Consider the following 20,235-nt stretch of genomic DNA (forward strand, 5'->3'; position numbering starts at 1 on the left):
CCGCCATAACAGAAGAGCGCTTAAGCGGGCGTAGCTCAGGGGTAGAGCACAACCTTGCCAAGGTTGGGGTCGGGCGTTCGAATCGCCTCGCCCGCTCCATTTCCCAAACTTTTCATATCCGGTTGTTGTCCATCCGGCTTTGTTGCAAGCTTGGCGCTGGTTGAGATCAGCGTTGGGGAAATGTCGTGAAACCTGTCTGCCTAGTCATTGGTGCCGGCGCCGGGATCGGCGGTACGGTCGGCGCGAAGTTTGCGGCTGAAGGCTATCATGCCGTGCTGTGCCGCCGGAGCGATGAGGAGGGGCTGCAAAAGCTTGTCGGCGCAATAGAGGGCGCGGGCGGCGAGGCGACCGGCTTCCTGATGAACGCTACAGAGGACAATGCGATCGAGGAGCGCGTCGCACAGGTCGAGGCGGAGATTGGCCCGATCGACACGGCGATCTACAATCTCGGTGCTCAGATCGGCAACCGATCGCTCGCAGAAACGCCGCCCGGAACGTTCGAGCTCGGCTGGCAATTGGGGTGCTTCGGCCTCTATCGCCTGGCGCGCTGCCTGTTTCCCAAGATGGTCGAGCGCGGCAAGGGCACGCTGCTGGTGACGTCATCGACGGCGGCGATGCGGGGCAATGCCGGGCAGCACAGCCACGCCGCGTCGTTCGGCGGACGCCGCATGCTGTGCCAGTCGCTGAACGCCGAGTTCGCGCCGCAAGGCATCCATGTCGCGCACATCATCGTCGATGGCTCGGTCGATGCGCCCGATACGCTGGGCAAGCTCCTGGGGCCGGAAAGATTCCAGCAGCTGCGCGATACGCAAGGCGCAAAAGACGGCCTGTTGCTGCCCGAAAAGATCGCCGAAACCTATTATCATCTTGCGCAACAACATCGCTCGGTCTGGACGCACGAACTGGATGTCCGCGCCCATACCGACATCCCCTGGTTCAACAGCAGCGCGATCGCCCGATCCGTTGCGTCCGAAATCTAGGGAGGCTCCGCTGCCCCGAACCTTCGAATTCTTCTTCGATTATGTGAGCCCGACCGCCTATCTCGCGCATTTCGTGGTGCCGGGTGTTGTCGAGCGAACCGATGCCGAGGCCATCTATCGCCCGATGTTCCAAGGCGGTGTAATGCAGGCGACCGGCAACAAGCCGCCCGGTACGGTTCCTGCCAAAGCGGCCTATTTGGGGCAGGATCTGCCGCGCTGCGCTGCGCATATCGGTGTGCCTTATCACCTCAATCCCGCCTTTCCGGCGAACACGCTGATCCTGACGCGCGCAACGTGCGGGCTCGACGACCAGCCTGAGAAACGAACGCGTTTTATCGATGCCTGCTTTCGCCACAGTTATGGTGTCGAGAACGGCCTCGATCCCACCGACCCGCAGCAATTAGCGGCGATGTGCGCGGCGGAAAATTTCGACATCGAGGAAATCGTCGCGCTGGGCACGGCGCAGGAGAATAAGGACAAATTGCGCGCCAACACCGAAGAGGCGGTCAAGCGCGGGGTTTTCGGTGCGCCGGCCTTTTTCGTCGGTGATGAACTGTTTTTCGGCCATGACCGGCTCGACTATGTCGAGCGGGCATTGGGCGGCTAATCTCTCCGTTACGCCTTCTTCGCCTCTCCGTTACGCCTTCTTCGCCGCCTCTTCGTTTGCCGCCATCAGCTTCGCCGTCGTCTTCGTCTCGAAGTCGCTGGCGTCATGGCGTTCGGGGAGCTGGCTTTCCGGGTCGCCGAACACGCGGTTGACCATCCGGCCGCGCTGGACGGCGGGGCGTTCCGCGATCTGGTCGGCCCAGCGATTGACGTGCGTATATTCATGGACCTGCAGGAATTCCGCGGCCTCGTAGAGCACGCCCTTCGCCATGCCGCCATACCAGGGCCAGATCGCCATATCGGCGATCGAATAGTCGCTGCCGGCCATATAGTCGTTCTCCGCCAGATGCCGGTCCAGCACATCCATCTGCCGCTTCACTTCCATCGCGAAACGATCGATCGGATATTCCATCTTCATCGGCGCATAGGCGTAGAAATGGCCGAAACCGCCGCCGAGATAGGGCGCGCTCCCCATCTGCCAGAACAGCCAGTTCAGCGCCTCGGTCCGCGCGGCATGGTCGGTCGGCAGGAACTCGCCGAACTTTTCGGCGAGATAGAGCAGGATTGACCCCGATTCGAACACGCGCTGATGCGGCTCGACGCTGCGATCCACCATCACCGGAATCTTTGAGTTCGGATTGATCGCGACATAGCCTGAGGAGAATTGATCGCCCTCGCCGATATTGATCAGCCAGGCGTCATATTCCGCGCCCTCATGGCCGAGCGCGAGCAGCTCTTCGAGCATCACCGTGACCTTCACGCCGTTGGGCGTGGCCAGTGAATAGAGCTGGATCGGATGCTCGCCGACGGACAGCTCCTTGTCATGTGTCGGCCCGGCGATCGGCCGGTTGATATTCGCAAAGCGGCCGCCGCTCGCCTTGTCCCAGGTCCAGATTTTGGCGGGCTCGTAACCGGGCGGCTGGTTTTCGGGGGTTTCGGCGTCGTCGCTCATGGCGGTTTTCCTTTTTGTTGATTTTGGCGGACGATTGCCGATCGGCGGTGCGGAGTCCACGGCGGAAAACTATTCGGGGTGGTGGCTGCGCTTTCGCCAGCGTCCAAGCTGGACCGCGATGGCGATGGTCCGTAGCGTGCCGGAAATCGAACACGCCGGGGAGAGCGCCATGTCGAAACAGGAAATGGATGTCGTCGTTCAGCTGCTGAATGCGAATCAGACGGACGACGAGCCGACCGTCGCCGAGATGCGCGCGGGCATGGAGCAATTGGCCGGTACATTTCCGTTGCCCGAAGGCGCGCAACAGCAGGCGGGAACCATCGCCGGCGTGCCGTGCGAATGGCAATGGGTCGAGGGCGCGAAAGACGATGCTGTGCTGCTCTATTTCCATGGCGGCGGCTATGTCGTCGGTTCGGTCAACACGCATCGCGGGCTCGTTTCCGGATTCAGCAAGGCGAGCGGCCTCAAGGGACTGTCCGTGGATTATCGCTTGGCGCCCGAAAACCCGTTTCCCGCCGCAGTCGAGGATGCGGTCGCCGTCTACAGCGCGCTGCTCGATAGGGGCCGGGATCCGTCGACAATCGCGGTTGCCGGAGACTCGGCCGGAGGCGGGCTGTCGCTGGCCTTGCTGCTGGCGGCGCGGGATCGCGGACTGCCGCAACCGGCCTGCGCCGCGCTGCTATCGCCCTGGACGGATTTGCGCATCGTCGCCATGGCCTATGAGACGCGCAAGGATGCCGATCCAATGGTCCGCAAGGACGGGATCAGCGCCATGGCCGCGCATTATCTGGCGGGCTCGGACCCGACCGACCCGCTGGCCTCGCCCATCCTCGCCGACCTTTCGGGACTTGCGCCGATGATCATCCATGTCGGCGACCGCGAGGTGCTGCTCGACGATTCGGTCGAGCTGGCGAAACGTGCCGAGGCGGCGGGTGTCGATGTCTCGCTCAAAATCTGGCCCGACATGATCCATGTCTTCCAGGCCTTCTACCCCATGGTGGAAGAAGCGCGGGAATCGATTGCCGAAATGGGCGCCTATATTGCCGCGAAAACGGCCTAGCTGCCCTCGCTCATACCATAGGCTTCGAGCTGGCTCGTCGCGCGATCGACGTCGCAGGCGAGGATCACGATGTCGTGCAGCGTGTCTTCGGCATCGCGGACATGGTCGCGCAGCAGCGCCTCCCCGCGAAAGCCCAGCTCCTCGAACAATGTGATCGCGCCTTTCTGGTCCACGGTCATCTGCGCGGTGAGCTTTTTGAGGCCCTTGTCGAGCGCCTTGCCGAAACACTGTTCGATCAGCACGCGGCCGAGGCCGTGCTGGCGTGCCGCCGGATCGACGAGCACGCGCAGCTCGCCCAAGTGCGGCGACCAGCTGAGCGGATCGGTGATCAGCGCGGAGCAACCGACGAGCCGGCCATCCTGTTCGGCGACTACGGTTTCGATAGCGCCGGAATCGGTCTGATCGATCCAGGCATCGACGACGCGGCGCTTCGTGATGTCGCGCGTGAGGAAGAGCAGGTCGTGCGCGGGTAGCGATTTGGCGAAGGCGAGGATCGCGGCTTTGTCCTCCGCCGTCATCGCGCGCAGCGCATAGTCGGTGCCGTCGAGGCTGATCGTTGCGGGCAAGCGTTCCATCGTCATACGGACCTTTCGGCGAGCCATTCGTCCAGGGTCGGCCAGAGCCTGCGCGCCGCATTGGGCCCGGCGATCAGGCTGATATGGCCGCCTTTCAGAGTGATTTCGGTTTTGTCTTCGGACCCCGCCAGCGCGACCAGATGCTTGCTGGCTTCATAGGGCACGATGTGATCGTGCAGTGCGACGGCATGGAATAGCGGGATGGCGATATTGCCGATATCGGCGGTCCGGCCGCCGACTTCCAGCGTGCCCTCGAGCAGCTGGTTCTTCCACATCAGCTTTTTCACCGTATCGCGGAAATATTCGCCGGCGAGCGGCAGCATGTCGTTGCTCCACCGGTCCATCTTGCGGTGGAACTCGACGAAATCGCCGTTCCACATATTGTCCCATAGCGTCCGTTGCGCGGCGGCGCGGCCGGACGGGCGCAGCATGTCGAAGGAGGTCAGCAGCAGTTCGGGTGATGCGTTGCCGACATTGTCGACGAGCCGGTCGACGTCGAAATATTTCTCCTGCGACATGTGCGAGAAGAGCGTCATCTCGGAAAAATCGATCGGCGTTGTGAAGCAGACGAGATTTTTGATCGGTTCGTCGGGATGGGTGGCGGTGTAGATCGTCGAGAGAACCCCGCCCATGCAATAGCCGACGAGCGAAACTTCCTGCTCGCCCGTCGCCTCGCGCACGCGCCGCAGGCACTCGCCGATAAAGGTGTTGGCGTAATTGTTGAGATTGAGAATTTTCTCTTCCGGGCGCGGCGCATCCCAGTCCATCACAAACACATCGTACCCGGCATTCAGCAGGAAGCGGACGAAGCTGTGCTCTTCGGCGATATCGAAGACATAACCGCGATTGGTCGTCGCCATGACCATCAGGATCGGCACGCGATAGATTTCGTCGGCGAGCGGCTTGTAATGATAGAGGTTGAGCGTGCCGCGCTTGTAGATCGTTTCCTTTGGCGTCAGGCCGACGGCCGGGGCGGCGGACGCGAAATATTCGACGCCCTTGATATTGCGCTGGATCGACCGCTCGACAAGCGTGCGGATCGCCGCGCCGCCCTCCTGTTCGGATGCGCTGGCCATGTCCGGGCTAGTCCGATTTCTTCTTCGCGGCTTTTTTGGCGGGCGGCTTGCGGGTCCGCGGCGGGCCGGACGCGGCGGCGGGTTCGTCGGGCACGAGCTTCGCGAGAGCCTCCTCGATCCGCACGAGGCGCTCGTCCATCGTCATCAGCCGCTCGCCAATCGCGGTGATGTCGGTGCGGCTCGGCATGTTGAAGAATTCCAGATTCTTCGACATCTGATCGGACACGCCCTTCTGGACCTTGGCACCGAGCTCGGTCGCCGCGCCGGTCGTCCGCGCAAAGGCGTCCGTACCGAACACCGCTTTCGACATCTCGTCGAACCGCGCCTCGAGGTCGCTCATGGCCGTGCGCATGGCGTCCATCGGATCGCTCTTATTGTTGTCGGCCATCGGCCTCTCCCGTTGCGGTTTACAGCGATTATGCCGTGCGCGCCGATATGAGTCGAGCGCTATCCCGCGGCGAAGAACATCAGATAGACGAGCCGGCCGGTCTCCTTGTCCTTGCCGAAGCCAGGGCCCGCATTGTGAAACTGCCAGGGCTTGAACAGGATCAGCCGGTTGAAGCGCATCGGGATCCGGCTCGTCCGTTCCCATTTGCTGGCCATCGTCGTGTCTTTGTTCACGACCTCCTCGATCAGCGCGTTGGGGTCCGTATAGCCGGTCGCGGCGAGCTTGGCCGGATCGTTCGGTACGGCGTCGAGGCCGGTGCGGCGATGGCGGAAGAAATCGGTGCCGCCGCGGCAATGCTCGTCGAGGCTGAGGTACAGGATGCCCGAGTAAAAGCAGGGATCGATATGGACGCCGCTCTTGCCCTTGTCGGCTTTGAGCGTCAGCCGGCAATGGCCGTGGCTGGTCTGCGGATCGGCTTTGACCTTGGTGCCGACGATGCGCGAAACGCTGGCGTCCAAGCCCTGGATCGGCAGCGGCTTAGTCGAGATGATGCCCGGATAATTGCCGTTCTTGAACGCCGGATCATAATCGAGCGCCAGCGCCTGCCGCCGCGCGCCATGCGGATCGCTGAGAAAATCGTCGACAACGATAAGCGAGGGCAGCATGGGCAGGCACCTGAAAAATCGGCAGCGGACTATGGGCCCGGACCTGTTGCATCGCCGCTGGACTGTCAAGCAACCGGGCGGCATCATTGCGCGCGAGTCGATAGGGAGAATAGCCATGTTTCATACGCGTCTTTCCCGCGCCGCTCTGCCCCTCGCCGCCTTGGCGGGGCTGGCCGCATGCGGCGGTTCGGGGCCCGCAGCCGGCGATTTCGCGGCGGCCTGCAATGCCCAGGGTCAGCTCGATGCGGAGCTGTGCGCCTGTCTCGACGAGCAGGCGCAGGGCCTCACGCCTGAGACCCATGCTTTCGTGATCGCATCGATCGCCGAGGATGAGGAAGAGGCGCTGCGTTTGCGCGGCGATCTCGACGACGACCAGGTCTTTGAGGCGGGTCAGTTCCTTTCGCGCAGCATCCAGGAATGCCTGATCGATCTGCCCGACACGGCGAGCGGCTAGGATAACGGAAATGCCCACAATACCGAGAAGCTGGCTGTTCGTGCCGGCCGATAGCGAGAAGAAAATCGCCAAGGCGCTGGGCGGCGAGGCGGACGCGATCATTCTCGATCTCGAGGATTCGGTGGCCGAGGCGAACAAGTCGGACGCCCGGAAGATTGCCGCCGCAGCGCTCAAGGGCGCTGACCGGGATACCGCGCAGCTCTGGGTGCGGATCAATCCGCTCGATAGCCGGATGGCCGAAACGGATCTGCGCGCGGTCGTCCGGGCCCGGCCCTTTGGCGTCATGCTGCCGAAGAGCGAGAGCGGCAAGGATATCGCGACGCTGCGACGGATGCTCGATGCGGAGGAGGGCGCGCGCAGAATCCGGATCGGCACAACGAAGATCAGCGCGGTGGCGACCGAAACCGCGGCCAGCCTGTTCGGCCTCGGCAGTTACGCGGATGTCAGCAAGCGGCTGGTCGCGCTGACCTGGGGGGCGGAGGACCTGTCCGCCGCGCTCGGCGCATCGAGCAAATTCGATGCCGATGGCGAACTCAGCTTCACCTACAAGCTCGCCCGCTCCCTCTGCCTGGCCGGTGCGGTCGCCGCCGGGGTCCAGCCGGTCGACAGCCTGTTCGCCGATTTTCGCGACGATGACGGCTTGCGCGCCGATTGCGACAGGGGCCGGCGTGAGGGCTTCACCGGCAAGCTCGCCATCCATCCCGCGCAGGTGCCGATCATCAACGCCGCCTTCACGCCGAGCGAAGCCGAGATCGATCATGCGCGGCAGGTGGTCGAGCTGTTCGCCGCCAACCCCGGGGCGGGTACGATCGGCCTCGACGGAAAAATGCTGGACCGGCCGCATCTGCTGCAGGCCCGACGCGTTTTGGAGTGGGCCGGCGAGGCTGTGCCCGGCTGATCGATAGGCAGCCGCCGTTCGTCGAATAGGATTTCCATCATCGCCCCTATGGTTCGACACGGACCAAATGCAGCGCACATTACAGAACGCGAAACATAAGGGGCATCATGATGGGTATTGAAACGTCAGGAAAAGGCCGGATCGCCATAGGGATCGCGGCATCGCTGCTTGTGAGCGGTCCGGTTTGGGCAACGCCGCAAGAGGGTGCCGATGCGCTTCTCGCGGCCGAAGACTGGAGCGCCGCCGCCGCCGCCTATGAGGCGTTGCTGGAAACCGACCCGGCCAATGCCACCAACTGGTTCAGCCTCGCCCAGGCCCGTCATGCGGCCGAAGATTTCGCCGGCGCGCGCGGGGCCTATACCCAGGCGATAGACGCGGGCTTCACTCCGGCGCCACGGGCGCGCTACCATCTGGCGCGCGCCTTGATGGCGCTCGGCGAGACAGACGCCGCGCTCGGCGAAATCGAGGCGCTCGCGGAAGCGGGCGCACCGATCGGGCGCACGATCGCGGCGGCGGCGGAGTTCGCGTCGCTGGCAGACGAACCGCGTTTCGCTGCGGCGGTGGAAACGATGACACCTTGCACCGATCCCGTATATCGGGCCTTCGATTTCTGGCTCGGCGAATGGGACGTTACAGCCGGCGGGGCCTCGGCGCCGACGGCGACCAGCCGGATCTCGGCCCGGCACGGCGGCTGTGTCGTACTCGAGGAATATGATGCGGGCGGCTATACTGGGATGAGCATCAACTTCTATGACTCGATTTCAGGCCGCTGGCACCAGAGCTGGATGGCGAACAATGGCGTGCCCGTTTATATCGAAGGCAATCTCGACGAGAATGGCGCAATGGTGCTGACCGACGCCGATCTTCCGATCCGTGCGGCGACGGGCACGATCAACCGCGTGACCTGGTCGGTTGAGGATAGCGGTGCGGTGCGCCAATTTTGGGAAACATCGAGCGATGGTGGCGCGACATGGTCGGTCGCGTTCGATGGCCTCTATACGCGGCGGGATACCGAGCCCGAAGACTAGACGCGGCTATTCGGCCGCTTCTTCCTCCGCCTCGCGCGCTTCTTCGCGCTGCCGTTGCTGTTCGGCGATGCGCGGTTCCATCAGCGCGATCGTCTCGATCCGGTCGAGCGCATTGCGCGCGGCGACATAGCGGCGGGCATCGGTGATCCATTGCTCGGCGGCTTCGCGTCCGGGCAGACGCAGAATTTCGGCGAGCGCAGTATCGACTTGGCCAACGGCGAGCTTATCGCGCGCGCGCTGCAGGCGCTGACGCGGGGCAGGCGAGGGCGTGCCCTCTTGCCGCAGCACGAAAAGCTCGGAGAGTTCGCGCCGCGCCGCATCCCACCAGCTCTCATCCTCGCCGATGCCGATCAGCGCCGGTTCGAGCTCGGTGAGCCGGGATTGCAACCCGTCCAGCGTGACCGGCTGGCGCGATGCGGCGATCACCCGGGCCACGGCTTCGGGCGCCGACCGGCCGAACCGCTCCTGCAGCAATCCCTCAATATAGCCGAGCGCAATGCCGCGATCGAGCGCGCGCCGCGCGGCGAACGCCACGAGCAGCCCCTCGGCGCGGTCGGCATTGCCGGCGGCCGCGCCCGCGCGCGTCCCGATCCGGTCTATCCGGTCTTCGAGCTGGGCGACGCGCCGCGCGAGTGTCGCGCGATCCGCTTCGATCTCAGCGGTGTCCGGCACTTCGCCGACCGGGGCGCCCGGATCGCCGGGCTCGGCTTCGTCGAGCTGGCGCTCGAGTTCGGCGACCGCCGCGCTGCTCTCCGGCGATGCCGTCGCTTCGTTGGCGGCGGGAAACAGGCCCATCGAGCTGCCATAATTGACGAGAAACCAGCCCATCCCGATCACGCCGCCGAGAAAGGCGACGCCGGCGATGATCAGCACGCGGATCAGCGACTGGCGCGGCGTGTCCTGGGTTTCGATCGGTTCGTAATCGCGCGCCATAATGCGTTTCGCGGCTCCTTCGTCAGATGCGGATATCCGCACCGGAGCGATGCTTTACCCGATAGCATGGCTTTCGCCTAGCGGGGACCGGCGAGCGCCAAAGCGGCGTCGAGCATGGCGGCATCGCTCGGGCGCTCGACCGCAATGGCGACCTTCCAACCTGTTCCGGCCTTCGCGAGAGCGGCTTCGCTGATCGCGACAAGGGGCAACCGATCGCGCGCGATGGCCTGCGCCGAACAAAGCTCGTCGAGATACAGCGCGGATCGCGGCGAATGGACCAGAAGCACCGCGTCTTCACCGATGACGCTGAGGTCGGGCGGTGCGGTCCGGACGGCCGCATATGCCGCGACACGCGTGATCGAGAGACCGGACTCGTCGAAGGGCCGCGCCGCCTTGCCCGCGGGATGGAAAATCTTCGTTCTGCCATCGGCGCGCAGCCTGTCCGCCATGGCCGCCGCGCCGGCATCGCCGGTGACGATCGTTTCGAAGCCGAGATCGCGCGCGGCCTCGGCCGTATGCGCACCGACGGTATAGAGCGGCAGATGGGTAAAACGCGCAAGACCGGGGCCGCCGAAGCGCGCGCTGTTGGCGCTTGTCATCAGCACGGCATCGAACGGGGCCGGAGCGGGCGCATCCCAGTCCAGTGACGCAATCGTGAAAAGCGGTAGTTTGAGGACGTTCCATCCCGAATCCGCTGCGCGCTGTGCCGTCTGGCTCGCGCCGGGTTCGGGGCGGAAGATAACGAGCTGTGACGTCACCCGGCGAACAAGGCCCGTACCGCCGGGCTCGCGCCATCGAGCAGCGCCGTGCCCAGATTGCGCGCCATATCCAGCCGGTCATCGACCGGGCCCTCTGCCACCAGCGCGACCTTCTCGCTGCCATCGTGCAGCAGCAGTTCGGCGCGCAGCGTGATGGCGTCAGTATCGACCCGTGCGAGCGCGGCGACCGGAGAATGACAATCCGCGCCCAGTGCATGGAGCAGCGCGCGTTCCGCCTCTACGCACTGCCAGGTGGCGTCATGATTGATGGCGGCGATCAGCTCTCGCGTCGGCGGGTCGTCGGCACGCGTTTCGATCCCGACGGCACCCTGCTGTGCGGCCGGCAACAGCGTCTCGACGGGAATAGCCGCGCCAAGATCGGTGTGCCCGAGCCGGTCCAGACCGGCGGCGGCGAGCAGAGTCGCATCGATCGTGCCGCTCTCGACTGCCGCGAGCCGGGTCGCGACATTGCCGCGCAGCGTTTCGATGGCGAGGTCGGGCCGCAAACCGAGCAGCTGCGCCGCGCGGCGTGGTGAGGAGGTGCCGATCCGCGCGCCCTGCGGCAGGGCCTCCACCGTCTCCGCGCCGATCAGACGATCACGCACATCGGCGCGCGGGAGATTGGCGACGAGCGCAATATCAGCTGGGCGGATCGTCTCCACATCCTTCATCGAATGGACGGTGAAATCCACTTCGCCTTCGCCGAGCGCGCGATCCAGCTCCTTGGTCCAGAGCGCCTTGCCGCCGATCTCGGCCAGCGCACGGTCCTGCACCACATCGCCGGTCGTTTTGACGGTGACGATCTCGATATCCGCGTCTGCCAGGTCATGCGCTGCAATCAGCGCGGATTTGACCATATTGGCTTGGGCTAGGGCGAGCGGCGAGCCGCGCGTTCCGAGGCGCAGCGGGGTGGAAAATCGGGTGGCGGTCATGAGGCTTGTGCTAGCCGGTGATGCAGTGGCAGGGAAGGGCGATGGCGATCATCCTGGGACTCGAATCGAGCTGCGACGAAACCGCGGCGGCGCTGGTGACGAGCGAGCGCGAGATACTCGCGCATGCGCTGGCCGGGCAGGAGGCCGCACACCGCCCGTTCGGCGGCGTCGTGCCCGAGATTGCGGCGCGCGCTCATGTTGAAGCCATGACGCCACTGGTCGCGCAAGTCTTTGAGGAATCAGGATTATCCTTGGCTGATATCGATGCCGTTGCGGCGACGGCTGGCCCCGGGCTGATCGGCGGCGTGATGGTCGGGCTGATGACGGGCAAGGGGCTGGCGCTCGCCGGCGGCAGGCCGCTGATCGCGGTCAATCATCTCGAAGGCCATGCGCTGTCGCCGCGCCTCGCCGATCCCGATCTCGCATTCCCCTATTTGCTGCTGCTCGTATCGGGCGGCCATTGCCAACTACTGCTGGTCGAGGGCGTCGGCGCGTACAAGCGCTTCGCAACGACGATCGACGATGCGGCGGGAGAAGCATACGACAAGACGGCCAAGCTTCTGGGCCTCGGCTTTCCGGGCGGTCCGGCGGTCGAAGAAGCGGCAAAACGGGGCGATCCGGAAGCCGTGCCCCTGCCGCGGCCGCTATTGGGGTCGGACGAGCCGCATTTTTCCTTTGCCGGCCTCAAGTCCGCCGTCCTGCGCGCGCGGGATAGCGGACAATATGCGCCCGAAGATATCGCCGCGAGCTTCCAACAGGCGGTGATCGATTGCCTGATCGATCGCACCGAAAGGGCGCTCGAATCGGTGGGCGATATCAATGCCTTGGTCGTCGCGGGCGGTGTGGCGTCAAACGCCGCAATTCGCAGCGCATTACAGGCTCTGGCTGTAAACGAGAGTCTCAACTATATCGCCCCGCCACCCTGGCTGTGCACCGACAATGCGGCGATGATCGCCTGGGCGGGCGCGGAGCGCTTCGCGGCCGGGCTTACCGATCCGCTCGACGTGCCGGCACGCGCGCGCTGGCCGCTCGATGCGCATGCCGCTAAAGCCCGGGGCGCAGGAGTGAAGGCATGACGATAGACACGATCGGCGTGATCGGCGGCGGCGCCTGGGGCACCGCGCTCGCGCAAAGCGCGGCGCAGAGCGGCGGATCAGTGATCCTCTGGGCGCGCGAGGGCGATGTCGTGCGCGCGATCAACGATCAATGCGCCAATCCGCTGTTTCTACCCAATATCCCGCTTTCCCGCAGCATTCGCGCGACGAGCCAGATCGACGATCTCGCCGATTGCGACGCAATCCTCGTCGTGACGCCCGCGCAGCATGTCCGCGATACGCTGAGTGCCGCATCGATCGGTTTCGCGCCGCTTATCCTCTGCGCCAAGGGTATCGAGGCGGGGACGAAAAAGCTGATGGGCGAGGTGGCGGCGGAGGTCTATCCGGGCTCGCCGATCGCGGTGCTGTCCGGTCCGACCTTCGCGCATGAGGTGGCGGCGGGGCTTCCGGCGGCCGTGACGCTGGCCTGCGAGGATCAGACGCTCGGCAAGGCGCTGGCCGCGCGCCTCGCCAGCCCGACCTTCCGGCCCTACCTCTCCAAGGATGTTGTCGGCGCGGAAATCGGCGGCGCGGTCAAGAATGTGCTCGCCATCGCCTGTGGCGTCGTCGAGGGCAAACGGCTCGGTCAGAATGCGCGATCCGCGCTGATTTCGCGCGGCTTTGCGGAAATGACGCGGTTCGGGCTTGCGCGCGGCGCCGAAGCGGAAACGCTTGCCGGGCTATCCGGTTTAGGCGATCTCGTGCTGACCTGTTCCTCGACCAGTTCGCGCAATTTCTCGCTCGGCAAGGGGCTCGGAGAAGGAAAAACGGCCGAAGAGCTATTGGCCGATCGCACCACGGTCGCCGAGGGCGCGCATACTGCGCCGGTGTTGCGCGAAGCAGCGCATGATGCAGGCGTCGAGATGCCGATTACCGAGGCGGTTTGTGCGCTGCTGGAGGGCAAGACGTCGGTTGACGCGACGGTGGAGGCGCTAATGGCGCGGCCGTTGAAGAGCGAGCGTTAGCGGGGCGGACCCTCGCCTTCGCGAGGGTTGACGTGCGCATCAGCCCTTCGGACTGACGCAAACGTCAAAAGTCCCAGCAGATGCCTTTGCGCTCCCAGTCGCCATAGCGGGTGGGCTCTAGCCCGTCCTTGCCGCCATGCTCGGCCTGCTCCTTGGGCGCTTCGGGTTCGGGAACCGGTGTGTTTTCCGATAGATGCGCGGGAACCTCGAGCCAATCGGGGCGTTTTCCGGCCATCACATGCTCCAATTGTCAAACTGCCTGACAATCCCCATTTTGGGCTTTCCAGACGGAGACGCAAGGTGAACCAGTTCAAAACGTTGATCATGCTCGCGGTCATGACCGCGCTTTTCATGGGTGTCGGGCTTATGCTCGGCGGCCGTATGGGTATGTTGCTCGCGCTTGTCGTTGCGGCGGGCATGAACCTCTTTACCTATTGGAATGCCGACAAGATCGTTCTGCGCATGCATAATGCGCGGCAGGTCGATGCGCGATCGGCGCCTGAGTTTTACGGGCTTGTAGAGCGGCTTGCGGCAAAGGCGCAGCTGCCCATGCCCAAAGTCTATATCGTCGATTCCCCGCATCCCAATGCGTTCGCGACCGGTCGCAATCCGGAAAACGCCGCCGTTGCGGCAACATCCGGCCTGCTTGAGATCCTCAATCGCGACGAGGTCGAGGGCGTGATGGCGCACGAGCTCGCCCATGTCCGCAACCGCGATACGCTGATCATGACGATGACGGCGACGATCGCCGGCGCGATCTCGATGCTGGCCAGCTACGGCTATTTCTTCCGCGGCGGTGGCGGCCGCGCGGGGCTTGCCGCGCTCGTGGCCGTGTTCCTCGCGCCCTTTGCGGCAATGATCGTGCAGATGGCGATCAGCCGCACGCGCGAATATGGCGCGGACCGGGGCGGCGCGGAGATTTCGGGCAAGCCCGGCGCGCTGGCTTCGGCGCTCGCCAAGCTCGCCAATGGCGCATCCCGGGTCCATAATCCGGTCGTCGAGCGCAATCCCGCCGCGGCGCAGCTCTATATCGTGCCAGCCGTCTTCGGCCGTGCGCGGAGCCTTTTCTCGACCCATCCCGATACCGGCGATCGCATCGCCCGGCTGAACAAGATGGCGGCCGTGACGGATGGTTCCGATTTCGGCCCGGGCGGCACGGATGATCGGCTTGGGGGAGAAGGGCGGCGTTCGGGCAGCGCGCTCGATCCGCATGGGCGCGGCCGCTGAGCGCTTCACACGACACGGGCGGCAGTTCGAATATAGCGCAAGGCGTCGACAGCCGGCGCGCGGCGCTGACCGTGCTCGATGCGGTGCTGCGCCATGGGAAATCTGTCGATGCGGCGACGGGACGTGCGTTCCGCCACCTCAAACGCGCCGACGATCGAGGTCTGGCGGCTGCTATCGTCGGCGAGGTGCTGCGGCGCCTGCCGGATTATGACCGGCTGATCGACAGCGCCACGAAAAACCCGCTGCCCGATGACGCCAAGGCCCGGATGGTGCTGCGCATGGCGCTCGCTCAGGCGCTGGCGCTCAATACGCCGCATCATGCCGCGATATCGACGGCCTTGCCCTTGCTCGCCGGTGGGCCGAAGCGGCTCGCCCATGGCGTGTTCGGCACATTGTCGCGCGGCAACGCGACGCTCCCCGACATCCCCACCCTGCCGGAGCCCATTGCGGCGCGCTGGTCGGCGGCCTGGGGCGACGCCATGGTGGCGTCCGCCGCCAAAGCGATCGCCGCGCCGCCGCCGCTCGATCTGACGCTTGCGAAACCAGAAGAAACGGAGGCTATGGCAGCGGCGCTTGAGGGTACGAGCCTGCTGCCCGGCCATGTTCGCCGGGAGCGCGCTGCCGTGACTACATTGCCGGGCTATGCCGATGGCCAATGGTGGGTACAGGATATTGCAGCCTCGCTGCCCGCGCGCCTGCTCGGTCCGGGGGAAGGCCGGACGGCGCTCGATCTGTGCGCGGCGCCGGGCGGGAAGACGCTGCAACTGGCCGCGCAGGGCTGGACTGTGACGGCGCTCGACCGGGCCGAAAGTCGTCTGGCGCGACTTTCCGAAAATCTCGCGCGCACAGGCCTGTCGGCGGAACTTGTGACGGCCGATGCGCTGCAATGGGCCGCGCCGGCCGAGGCCTATGACGCCATTCTCGTCGATGCGCCCTGTTCGGCGACCGGCATCTTCCGGCGACATCCCGATGTGCTTTACCGGGCGAGCCCGCGCGTCATCGCCGAATGCGCAGAAATACAGGCCGCGATGCTCGATCGCGCATCGCGCTGGCTGAAACCCGGCGGCACGCTCGTCTATGCGGTCTGTTCGCTCGAAACCGCAGAGGGCGAGGCCGTCGCGCGCGCATTTCTGGAGAGCCATCCGGCCTTCGCAATCGCACCGATCGACGAAGTGGCGCTGCCTGCCGGTCTCGCGGTCGCGCCCGAAGGCTGGCTGCGCATTCTGCCGGGTCAGCTCGCCGATCCGGGCGGGTCGGACGGCTTTTTCATTGTCCGGTTTCGGCACAGCTAGGGTTTAATCGCACAAACTGTGCGTCTTATCCCCAAATTCCGGATGCAGGCGGGCATGCCCGGTTGCCCGATTCCGGGCCCTCACCTAAGGCTGCCCGATTATGGCCCGGCCTGTCCGCATAGCGCCTTCGATCCTCTCCGCAGACTTTGCCAAGCTGGGGGAAGAAGTGCGCGCGATCGACGCCGCCGGGGCGGACTGGATCCATATCGACGTGATGGACGGCCATTTCGTCCCGAATCTCACCATCGGCCCTGGCGTCGTGAAGGCATTGCGGCCGCACACCGACAAGCCGTTCGACGTGCATCTGATGATTTCGCCTGTCGATGCGTTTCTCGCCGATTTCGCCGAGGCGGGCGCCGATACGATCACTGTACATCCGGAAGCCGGTGCGCATGTTCATAGAACGGTTCAGCATATTAAATCGCTCGGGAAGCGAGCCGGCATATCGCTCAATCCCGCAACGCCGGTCGATGTGCTCGATTATCTGCTCGAGGATATCGATCTCGTGCTCGTGATGAGCGTCAATCCGGGTTTCGGCGGGCAGAGCTTTATCGAGAGCCAGTTGCGCAAGATCGAGGCCATACGCGCGCGGATCGATGCGAGCGGCAAGGCGATCGATCTCGAAGTCGATGGCGGCATCGATCCGGATACCGCGCCCCGGGCCATTGCGGCTGGTGCGGACGCACTCGTCGCCGGCACGGCCACTTTCCGAGGCGGTCCGGAGCATTATGCAGCCAATATCGCGGCGCTGAGGGGCCAATGACGGTCGCGGAGCGCATCGAGATGCCGGCAGACGCGCGGGACAGTATCGACAAGGGCCGACGGCTGATCCGGCTCGACGATGGCGGGCTGTCATTGTCGGAGAAGCTTGCCACGCGGTTCCGGCGGCTGATCTGGCGCACGCCGCTGCATCGCCTGCGGCTACGCGGGAAATTCCCGCTGAAGCTGCTCGCCGTGCCCGAGGACCCGATTCCGGGCGATCGCACGCGCGGGGCCTCCCTGCTCGAAGGCCGGGCGCTTTATCATGGGCAGGAAATCGCGCTGGCCGATCTCGATTTCGCCGATCTGAACGTTTCGTCCGGCCTTGCCGATTATCTGCAGAGCTTCGAATGGCTGCGCGATTTGTCCGCCGCCGGTGCGCGCGAGGAAATCGTGCCGATCGCCGAGAAGCTGATGCGCAACTGGCTCGAAACGCATAGCGGCAAGGTGGCCGAGGCCGGCTGGCGGACCGATATGTGGGGTCACAGGGTGTTTCTCTGGACGAGCTATGCGCCCGTCATCCTCGCATCGACCGATCTCATCTATCGCTCGGCCGTGCTCAACACGCTGGCGCGCGGCGCGCGGCATCTCGAGCGGGCCGCGCCCAAGGAAAATCCGGGGCTGACCCAGGTGCGGGCATGGGCCGGGGTGATCGGCGCCGGCTTGCTCGTGCAGGGCGGGGAAGCGCGGGTGATGCGTGGCGAGCTCGGCCTTGAGCGCGCGCTCTCGCAGACACTGACGGCCGACGGCGGGATAATCTGTCGCTCGCCGGTCGCGCAGCTCGCGCTTGTCGAGACGCTGGCCATGCTGCGCGCGGCCTATGATGCGCGCCAATTGCCCTTTCCGGCGCCGTTCGATTCCGCCCTGTCATTCGCGATTCCCGCCTTGCTGGGCGTTACGCTCGGCGATGGCGGCCTTTCGAGCTGGCAGGGCGGGCCACCGATCCCGGGCCGCCGCATCGCCGCCGCGATCGAGGCGACCGGGCATCGCGCCCTGCCGCTCCGCGCGGCGCGCGACTGGGGCTATCAGCGGATGGCGGCCGGCGATACGGTGCTCGTCGTCGATGCCGCGCCGCCGCCGTCCATGCGGCTGGAGACTGGCGGCTGCGCGTCGACGCTCGCCTTCGAACTGTCCCACGGCCCGCACCGCATCGTCGTCAATTGCGGCGGCGCGGGCGGGACGGCGCTGCCGAAAAATTTCGCCGATGGCCTGCGCACGACCGCGGCCCATTCGACCCTGACGGTCGCCGACAGCAATTCGACGGCGCTCAATCCGGATGGTTCGCTCGGCCGCGGCGTCGTCGAGGTCGAGATGCGCCGGCGCGAGCGCCATGGCGTCACCCGGCTCGAAGCCAGCCATGACGGCTATGTTCAGCGTTTCGGTTTCGTCCATCGCCGTCAGATGGGTCTGTCCGAGGATGGCGACGAGCTGCGCGGCGAGGATGTGCTGCTGCCCGGCGGGCGGCAGAAATCCGATGGCGCGGCCTTCGCGATCCGCTTCCATCTCGCCCCGGGCATCGAAGTGTCGCCGACGGCGGATAATATGGGGGCCCTGCTGCGCGTCGAAGGCGGCCCGGCATGGCATTTCCGCTGCCGCGGCACCGGCCTAATGATCGACGACAGCGTATGGATCGATGAAAAATCGCGCCTGTGTCAGACGAAGCAACTGGTGCTGGCCGGCGAGACGGCGCCCGGCGGCGCCACGATCGGCTGGCTCTTCCGGCGGGCGGGATAGACAGCAGGGCAACGACTATTTCGGCATGGCTTTCGCGGCCCGCTCCTCACGAACAGGATCTCCGATGACGCAAGTGAAAATCTCCCGCGCGCTTCTCTCCGTTTCCGACAAGGACGGGCTCGTCGAACTGGGGCAGGCGCTCGCGCGCCACGGTGTCGAGCTGGTCTCGACGGGTGGCACGGCAAAGGCGTTGCGCGAAGCGGGCCTCGAGGTTCGCGACATTTCCGATCTGACCGGCTTTCCGGAGATGATGGACGGCCGGGTCAAGACGCTGCATCCGAAAGTGCATGGCGGATTGCTCGCCGTGCGGGACAATGACGAGCATGTCGCGGCGATGGCGGCGCATGAGATCGGCGCGATCGATCTCGTCGTGGTGAATCTCTACCCGTTCGCCGAAACCGTGGCGCGGGGTGCCGAACGCCCGGAGATCATCGAGAATATCGATATCGGCGGGCCGTCCATGGTGCGTTCGGCGGCCAAGAATCACGCCCATGTCGCGATCGTCACCGATCCGTCGGACTATGCCGCGCTCGTCGAAAGCTTGGACGCGCATGACGGCAAGACGCCGCTGGCCATGCGTATCCGGCTGGCGGCCAAGGCCTATGCGCATACTGCGGCCTATGATTCGGCGATCGCCAACTGGTTCGCCTGGGGCGACGCTTTTACCCATCCCGAAGGCCCCGAGGCGCTCGGCGCGACGCCCTTTCCCGAGACCATGCCGGTCGCCTTCAGCCGAGTCGATATGCTCCGCTATGGCGAGAACCCGCACCAACAGGCCGCGCTCTATCGCGGCGCATCGGTCGGCACCCAGGGCATCGCCCAAGCCGAGCAGGTTCAGGGCAAGGCGCTCAGCTACAACAATTACAACGATGCCGATGCGGCGTTCGAACTGGTCGCGGAATTCGGCGGTGAAGATCCCGCCTGCGTGATCGTCAAACACGCTAATCCGTGCGGCGTGGCCGTCTCCGGCTCCGCGCTGGACGCATACAAGGCCGCTTTCGCCTGCGACACGGTTTCGGCATTTGGCGGGATCGTCGCGCTGAACCGGCCGCTCGATGCGCAGACCGCCGAAGCGATCACAGCGATCTTTACCGAGGTCGTCATTGCGCCCGATGCCGATGACGAGGCGCGCGCGATCTTCGCGAAGAAGAAGAATCTCCGCTTGTTGCTGACCGGGTCGCTGCCCGATGCCGCACGGCCGGGCTTCAGCATGAAAACCATCGCGGGCGGCCTGCTGATACAGTCGCGTGACAATGGCCGGATCGCCGAAGCCGATGTGCAAACCGTCACCACACGCGCTCCGACTAAGCAGGAACTGGCCGATTGCCTGTTCGCCTGGCGGGTCGCCAAACATGTGAAGTCGAACGCTATCGTCTATGCGAAGGATGGCAGCACGGCCGGCGTGGGTGCGGGCCAGATGAACCGGCTCGAATCCGCGCGCATCGCGGCATGGAAGGCGAAGGATGCGGCGGAGAAGGCTGGCTGGCCGGAGCCGCGCACGATCGGTTCGGCCGTGGCGTCGGATGCGTTTTTTCCGTTCGCCGACGGGTTGATGGCGGCGGTCGAGGCCGGCGCAACAGCGGTGATCCAACCCGGCGGCTCGATCCGCGACGAGGAAGTGATCGCGGCGGCGGACGAGGCCGGCCTTGCCATGGTGTTCACCGGGATGCGGCACTTCCGGCATTAGGTTTGTCAGACCTTCGGCTTCGCCTCAGGGTCTTTTGTCAGAATTTTTCCTTTGCGGAAAAATCGCGGCACCGGCCCGCTCCCCCTCCCGACCTCCCAATAAGTGTACCCTGTGGGAGGTCGGGAGGGGGAGCGGGCCGGTGCCGCGCCGAGCCGTAGGAGAGGTCTGACAA

22 protein-coding genes and 1 tRNA gene are annotated in these 20,235 nt (G+C 65.2%); 14 read left to right on the forward strand and 9 right to left on the reverse strand.

What is annotated here, in order from left to right:
• Positions 1 to 24 precede the first annotated feature (24 nt).
• From Q0974_RS06385 to Q0974_RS06395, 3 genes are all read left to right on the forward strand, one after another.
• Positions 25 to 99 (forward strand) — tRNA-Gly (locus Q0974_RS06385).
• Between the two features lie 86 nt (positions 100 to 185).
• Positions 186 to 980, forward strand: a complete 795-nt coding sequence (locus Q0974_RS06390; protein WP_299323973.1) for an SDR family NAD(P)-dependent oxidoreductase — start codon at positions 186 to 188, stop codon at positions 978 to 980.
• On the forward strand, positions 964 to 1,587 hold the full coding sequence (locus Q0974_RS06395) for a 2-hydroxychromene-2-carboxylate isomerase (RefSeq protein WP_299323975.1): 624 nt from the start codon (positions 964 to 966) through the stop codon (positions 1,585 to 1,587). Before Q0974_RS06390 ends, Q0974_RS06395 begins: the two co-directional genes overlap by 17 nt.
• A gap of 30 nt (positions 1,588 to 1,617) precedes the next feature.
• Here the strand turns inward: Q0974_RS06395 and yghU are convergent, their stop codons facing one another.
• A complete protein-coding gene (yghU, locus tag Q0974_RS06400) occupies positions 1,618 to 2,538 on the reverse strand; it encodes a glutathione-dependent disulfide-bond oxidoreductase (protein ID WP_299323977.1) in 921 nt (306 codons plus the stop codon).
• Here yghU and Q0974_RS06405 point away from each other — a divergent pair.
• Positions 2,537 to 3,598, forward strand: a complete 1,062-nt coding sequence (locus Q0974_RS06405; RefSeq protein ID WP_299323980.1) for an alpha/beta hydrolase — start codon at positions 2,537 to 2,539, stop codon at positions 3,596 to 3,598. The genes yghU and Q0974_RS06405 overlap by 2 nt on opposite strands.
• Here the strand turns inward: Q0974_RS06405 and Q0974_RS06410 are convergent.
• From Q0974_RS06410 to Q0974_RS06425, 4 genes are read right to left on the reverse strand one after another with little or no spacing between them, the layout of a single operon-like run.
• The gene (locus Q0974_RS06410) at positions 3,595 to 4,179 is read right to left on the reverse strand and encodes a GNAT family N-acetyltransferase (protein WP_299323982.1); all 585 of its coding nucleotides are present in this window, start codon (positions 4,177 to 4,179) and stop codon (positions 3,595 to 3,597) included. The two genes, Q0974_RS06405 and Q0974_RS06410, sit on opposite strands and share 4 nt — an antisense overlap.
• Positions 4,176 to 5,249 carry an alpha/beta fold hydrolase gene (locus Q0974_RS06415; RefSeq protein ID WP_299323983.1) on the reverse strand — a complete coding sequence of 358 codons (1,074 nt, stop codon included), beginning with the start codon at positions 5,247 to 5,249 and terminating at the stop codon, positions 4,176 to 4,178. Before Q0974_RS06415 ends, Q0974_RS06410 begins: the two co-directional genes overlap by 4 nt.
• Positions 5,250 to 5,256: 7 nt before the next feature.
• Positions 5,257 to 5,637, reverse strand: coding sequence for a hypothetical protein (locus Q0974_RS06420; RefSeq protein ID WP_299323985.1), 381 nt, complete (start codon positions 5,635 to 5,637; stop codon positions 5,257 to 5,259).
• A gap of 59 nt (positions 5,638 to 5,696) precedes the next feature.
• Positions 5,697 to 6,302, reverse strand: coding sequence for a DUF6445 family protein (locus Q0974_RS06425; RefSeq protein ID WP_299323987.1), 606 nt, complete (start codon positions 6,300 to 6,302; stop codon positions 5,697 to 5,699).
• A gap of 115 nt (positions 6,303 to 6,417) precedes the next feature.
• On the opposite strand from Q0974_RS06425, the gene Q0974_RS06430 reads away from it, so the two are divergent.
• The 3 genes from Q0974_RS06430 (at position 6,418) to Q0974_RS06440 (ending at position 8,682) form a co-directional block, all read left to right on the forward strand.
• On the forward strand, positions 6,418 to 6,756 hold the full coding sequence (locus Q0974_RS06430) for a hypothetical protein (protein ID WP_299323989.1): 339 nt from the start codon (positions 6,418 to 6,420) through the stop codon (positions 6,754 to 6,756).
• 10 nt (positions 6,757 to 6,766) lie between these two features.
• A complete protein-coding gene (locus Q0974_RS06435) occupies positions 6,767 to 7,654 on the forward strand; it encodes a CoA ester lyase (RefSeq protein WP_299323990.1) in 888 nt (295 codons plus the stop codon).
• A gap of 107 nt (positions 7,655 to 7,761) precedes the next feature.
• The gene (locus Q0974_RS06440) at positions 7,762 to 8,682 is read left to right on the forward strand and encodes a tetratricopeptide repeat protein (protein WP_299323991.1); all 921 of its coding nucleotides are present in this window, start codon (positions 7,762 to 7,764) and stop codon (positions 8,680 to 8,682) included.
• Between the two features lie 6 nt (positions 8,683 to 8,688).
• Here Q0974_RS06440 and Q0974_RS06445 read toward each other — a convergent pair whose 3' ends face one another.
• The 3 genes from Q0974_RS06445 to hemC form a co-directional block, all read right to left on the reverse strand.
• Positions 8,689 to 9,615: a hypothetical protein gene (locus Q0974_RS06445; protein ID WP_299323994.1), complete on the reverse strand. Its 927-nt coding sequence runs from the start codon at positions 9,613 to 9,615 to the stop codon at positions 8,689 to 8,691.
• A 77-nt stretch (positions 9,616 to 9,692) separates the two neighbouring features.
• Positions 9,693 to 10,373 (reverse strand): uroporphyrinogen-III synthase, encoded by a 681-nt coding sequence (locus Q0974_RS06450; RefSeq protein WP_299324000.1) that lies wholly within the window; start codon positions 10,371 to 10,373, stop codon positions 9,693 to 9,695.
• Positions 10,370 to 11,305 (reverse strand): hydroxymethylbilane synthase, encoded by a 936-nt coding sequence (gene hemC, locus Q0974_RS06455; RefSeq protein WP_299324002.1) that lies wholly within the window; start codon positions 11,303 to 11,305, stop codon positions 10,370 to 10,372. Before hemC ends, Q0974_RS06450 begins: the two co-directional genes overlap by 4 nt.
• A gap of 41 nt (positions 11,306 to 11,346) precedes the next feature.
• On the opposite strand from hemC, the gene tsaD reads away from it, so the two are divergent.
• A complete protein-coding gene (gene tsaD / locus Q0974_RS06460; RefSeq protein WP_299324004.1) occupies positions 11,347 to 12,381 on the forward strand; it encodes a tRNA (adenosine(37)-N6)-threonylcarbamoyltransferase complex transferase subunit TsaD in 1,035 nt (344 codons plus the stop codon).
• A complete protein-coding gene (locus tag Q0974_RS06465; RefSeq protein WP_299324007.1) occupies positions 12,378 to 13,364 on the forward strand; it encodes an NAD(P)H-dependent glycerol-3-phosphate dehydrogenase in 987 nt (328 codons plus the stop codon). The genes tsaD and Q0974_RS06465 overlap by 4 nt, the downstream gene beginning before the upstream one ends.
• Positions 13,365 to 13,428: 64 nt before the next feature.
• Here Q0974_RS06465 and Q0974_RS06470 read toward each other — a convergent pair whose 3' ends face one another.
• Positions 13,429 to 13,599, reverse strand: coding sequence for a DUF1674 domain-containing protein (locus tag Q0974_RS06470; protein ID WP_299324009.1), 171 nt, complete (start codon positions 13,597 to 13,599; stop codon positions 13,429 to 13,431).
• 65 nt (positions 13,600 to 13,664) lie between these two features.
• Here Q0974_RS06470 and htpX point away from each other — a divergent pair, with 65 nt between their 5' ends.
• From htpX to purH, 5 genes are all read left to right on the forward strand, one after another.
• Positions 13,665 to 14,591 (forward strand): zinc metalloprotease HtpX, encoded by a 927-nt coding sequence (gene htpX, locus Q0974_RS06475; protein ID WP_366943580.1) that lies wholly within the window; start codon positions 13,665 to 13,667, stop codon positions 14,589 to 14,591.
• The gene (locus Q0974_RS06480; protein WP_299324019.1) at positions 14,588 to 15,883 is read left to right on the forward strand and encodes a methyltransferase domain-containing protein; all 1,296 of its coding nucleotides are present in this window, start codon (positions 14,588 to 14,590) and stop codon (positions 15,881 to 15,883) included. Before htpX ends, Q0974_RS06480 begins: the two co-directional genes overlap by 4 nt.
• Positions 15,884 to 15,983: 100 nt before the next feature.
• Complete coding sequence (rpe, locus tag Q0974_RS06485) at positions 15,984 to 16,646, forward strand: ribulose-phosphate 3-epimerase (protein ID WP_299324012.1); 663 nt, start codon at positions 15,984 to 15,986, stop codon at positions 16,644 to 16,646.
• A complete protein-coding gene (locus tag Q0974_RS06490; protein ID WP_299324014.1) occupies positions 16,643 to 18,376 on the forward strand; it encodes a heparinase II/III family protein in 1,734 nt (577 codons plus the stop codon). Before rpe ends, Q0974_RS06490 begins: the two co-directional genes overlap by 4 nt.
• A 64-nt stretch (positions 18,377 to 18,440) precedes the next feature.
• Complete coding sequence (purH, locus tag Q0974_RS06495; RefSeq protein ID WP_299324017.1) at positions 18,441 to 20,063, forward strand: bifunctional phosphoribosylaminoimidazolecarboxamide formyltransferase/IMP cyclohydrolase; 1,623 nt, start codon at positions 18,441 to 18,443, stop codon at positions 20,061 to 20,063.
• The last annotated feature ends 172 nt before the right edge of the window (positions 20,064 to 20,235 follow it).

The organism is Parasphingopyxis sp. (genome assembly GCF_028279465.1).
GTDB lineage: Bacteria > Pseudomonadota > Alphaproteobacteria > Sphingomonadales > Sphingomonadaceae > Parasphingopyxis.

Excerpts from the sequence above, each read along its gene's own strand:
- Q0974_RS06430 (WP_299323989.1), top strand. The coding sequence starts at position 6,418 with ATGTTTCATACGCGTCTTTCCCGCGCCGCTCTGCCCCTCGCCGCCTTG.
- Q0974_RS06435 (WP_299323990.1), top strand. The coding sequence starts at position 6,767 with ATGCCCACAATACCGAGAAGCTGGCTGTTCGTGCCGGCCGATAGCGAG.
- hemC (WP_299324002.1), bottom strand. The coding sequence starts at position 11,305 with ATGACCGCCACCCGATTTTCCACCCCGCTGCGCCTCGGAACGCGCGGC.
- yghU (WP_299323977.1), bottom strand. The coding sequence starts at position 2,538 with ATGAGCGACGACGCCGAAACCCCCGAAAACCAGCCGCCCGGTTACGAG.
- tsaD (WP_299324004.1), top strand. The coding sequence starts at position 11,347 with ATGGCGATCATCCTGGGACTCGAATCGAGCTGCGACGAAACCGCGGCG.
- Q0974_RS06410 (WP_299323982.1), bottom strand. The coding sequence starts at position 4,179 with ATGACGATGGAACGCTTGCCCGCAACGATCAGCCTCGACGGCACCGAC.
- rpe (WP_299324012.1), top strand. The coding sequence starts at position 15,984 with ATGGCCCGGCCTGTCCGCATAGCGCCTTCGATCCTCTCCGCAGACTTT.
- Q0974_RS06425 (WP_299323987.1), bottom strand. The coding sequence starts at position 6,302 with ATGCTGCCCTCGCTTATCGTTGTCGACGATTTTCTCAGCGATCCGCAT.
- Q0974_RS06440 (WP_299323991.1), top strand. The coding sequence starts at position 7,762 with ATGATGGGTATTGAAACGTCAGGAAAAGGCCGGATCGCCATAGGGATC.
- Q0974_RS06465 (WP_299324007.1), top strand. The coding sequence starts at position 12,378 with ATGACGATAGACACGATCGGCGTGATCGGCGGCGGCGCCTGGGGCACC.
- Q0974_RS06405 (WP_299323980.1), top strand. The coding sequence starts at position 2,537 with ATGGCGGTTTTCCTTTTTGTTGATTTTGGCGGACGATTGCCGATCGGC.
- Q0974_RS06420 (WP_299323985.1), bottom strand. The coding sequence starts at position 5,637 with ATGGCCGACAACAATAAGAGCGATCCGATGGACGCCATGCGCACGGCC.
- Q0974_RS06415 (WP_299323983.1), bottom strand. The coding sequence starts at position 5,249 with ATGGCCAGCGCATCCGAACAGGAGGGCGGCGCGGCGATCCGCACGCTT.
- Q0974_RS06445 (WP_299323994.1), bottom strand. The coding sequence starts at position 9,615 with ATGGCGCGCGATTACGAACCGATCGAAACCCAGGACACGCCGCGCCAG.
- purH (WP_299324017.1), top strand. The coding sequence starts at position 18,441 with ATGACGCAAGTGAAAATCTCCCGCGCGCTTCTCTCCGTTTCCGACAAG.
- Q0974_RS06470 (WP_299324009.1), bottom strand. The coding sequence starts at position 13,599 with ATGGCCGGAAAACGCCCCGATTGGCTCGAGGTTCCCGCGCATCTATCG.
- Q0974_RS06490 (WP_299324014.1), top strand. The coding sequence starts at position 16,643 with ATGACGGTCGCGGAGCGCATCGAGATGCCGGCAGACGCGCGGGACAGT.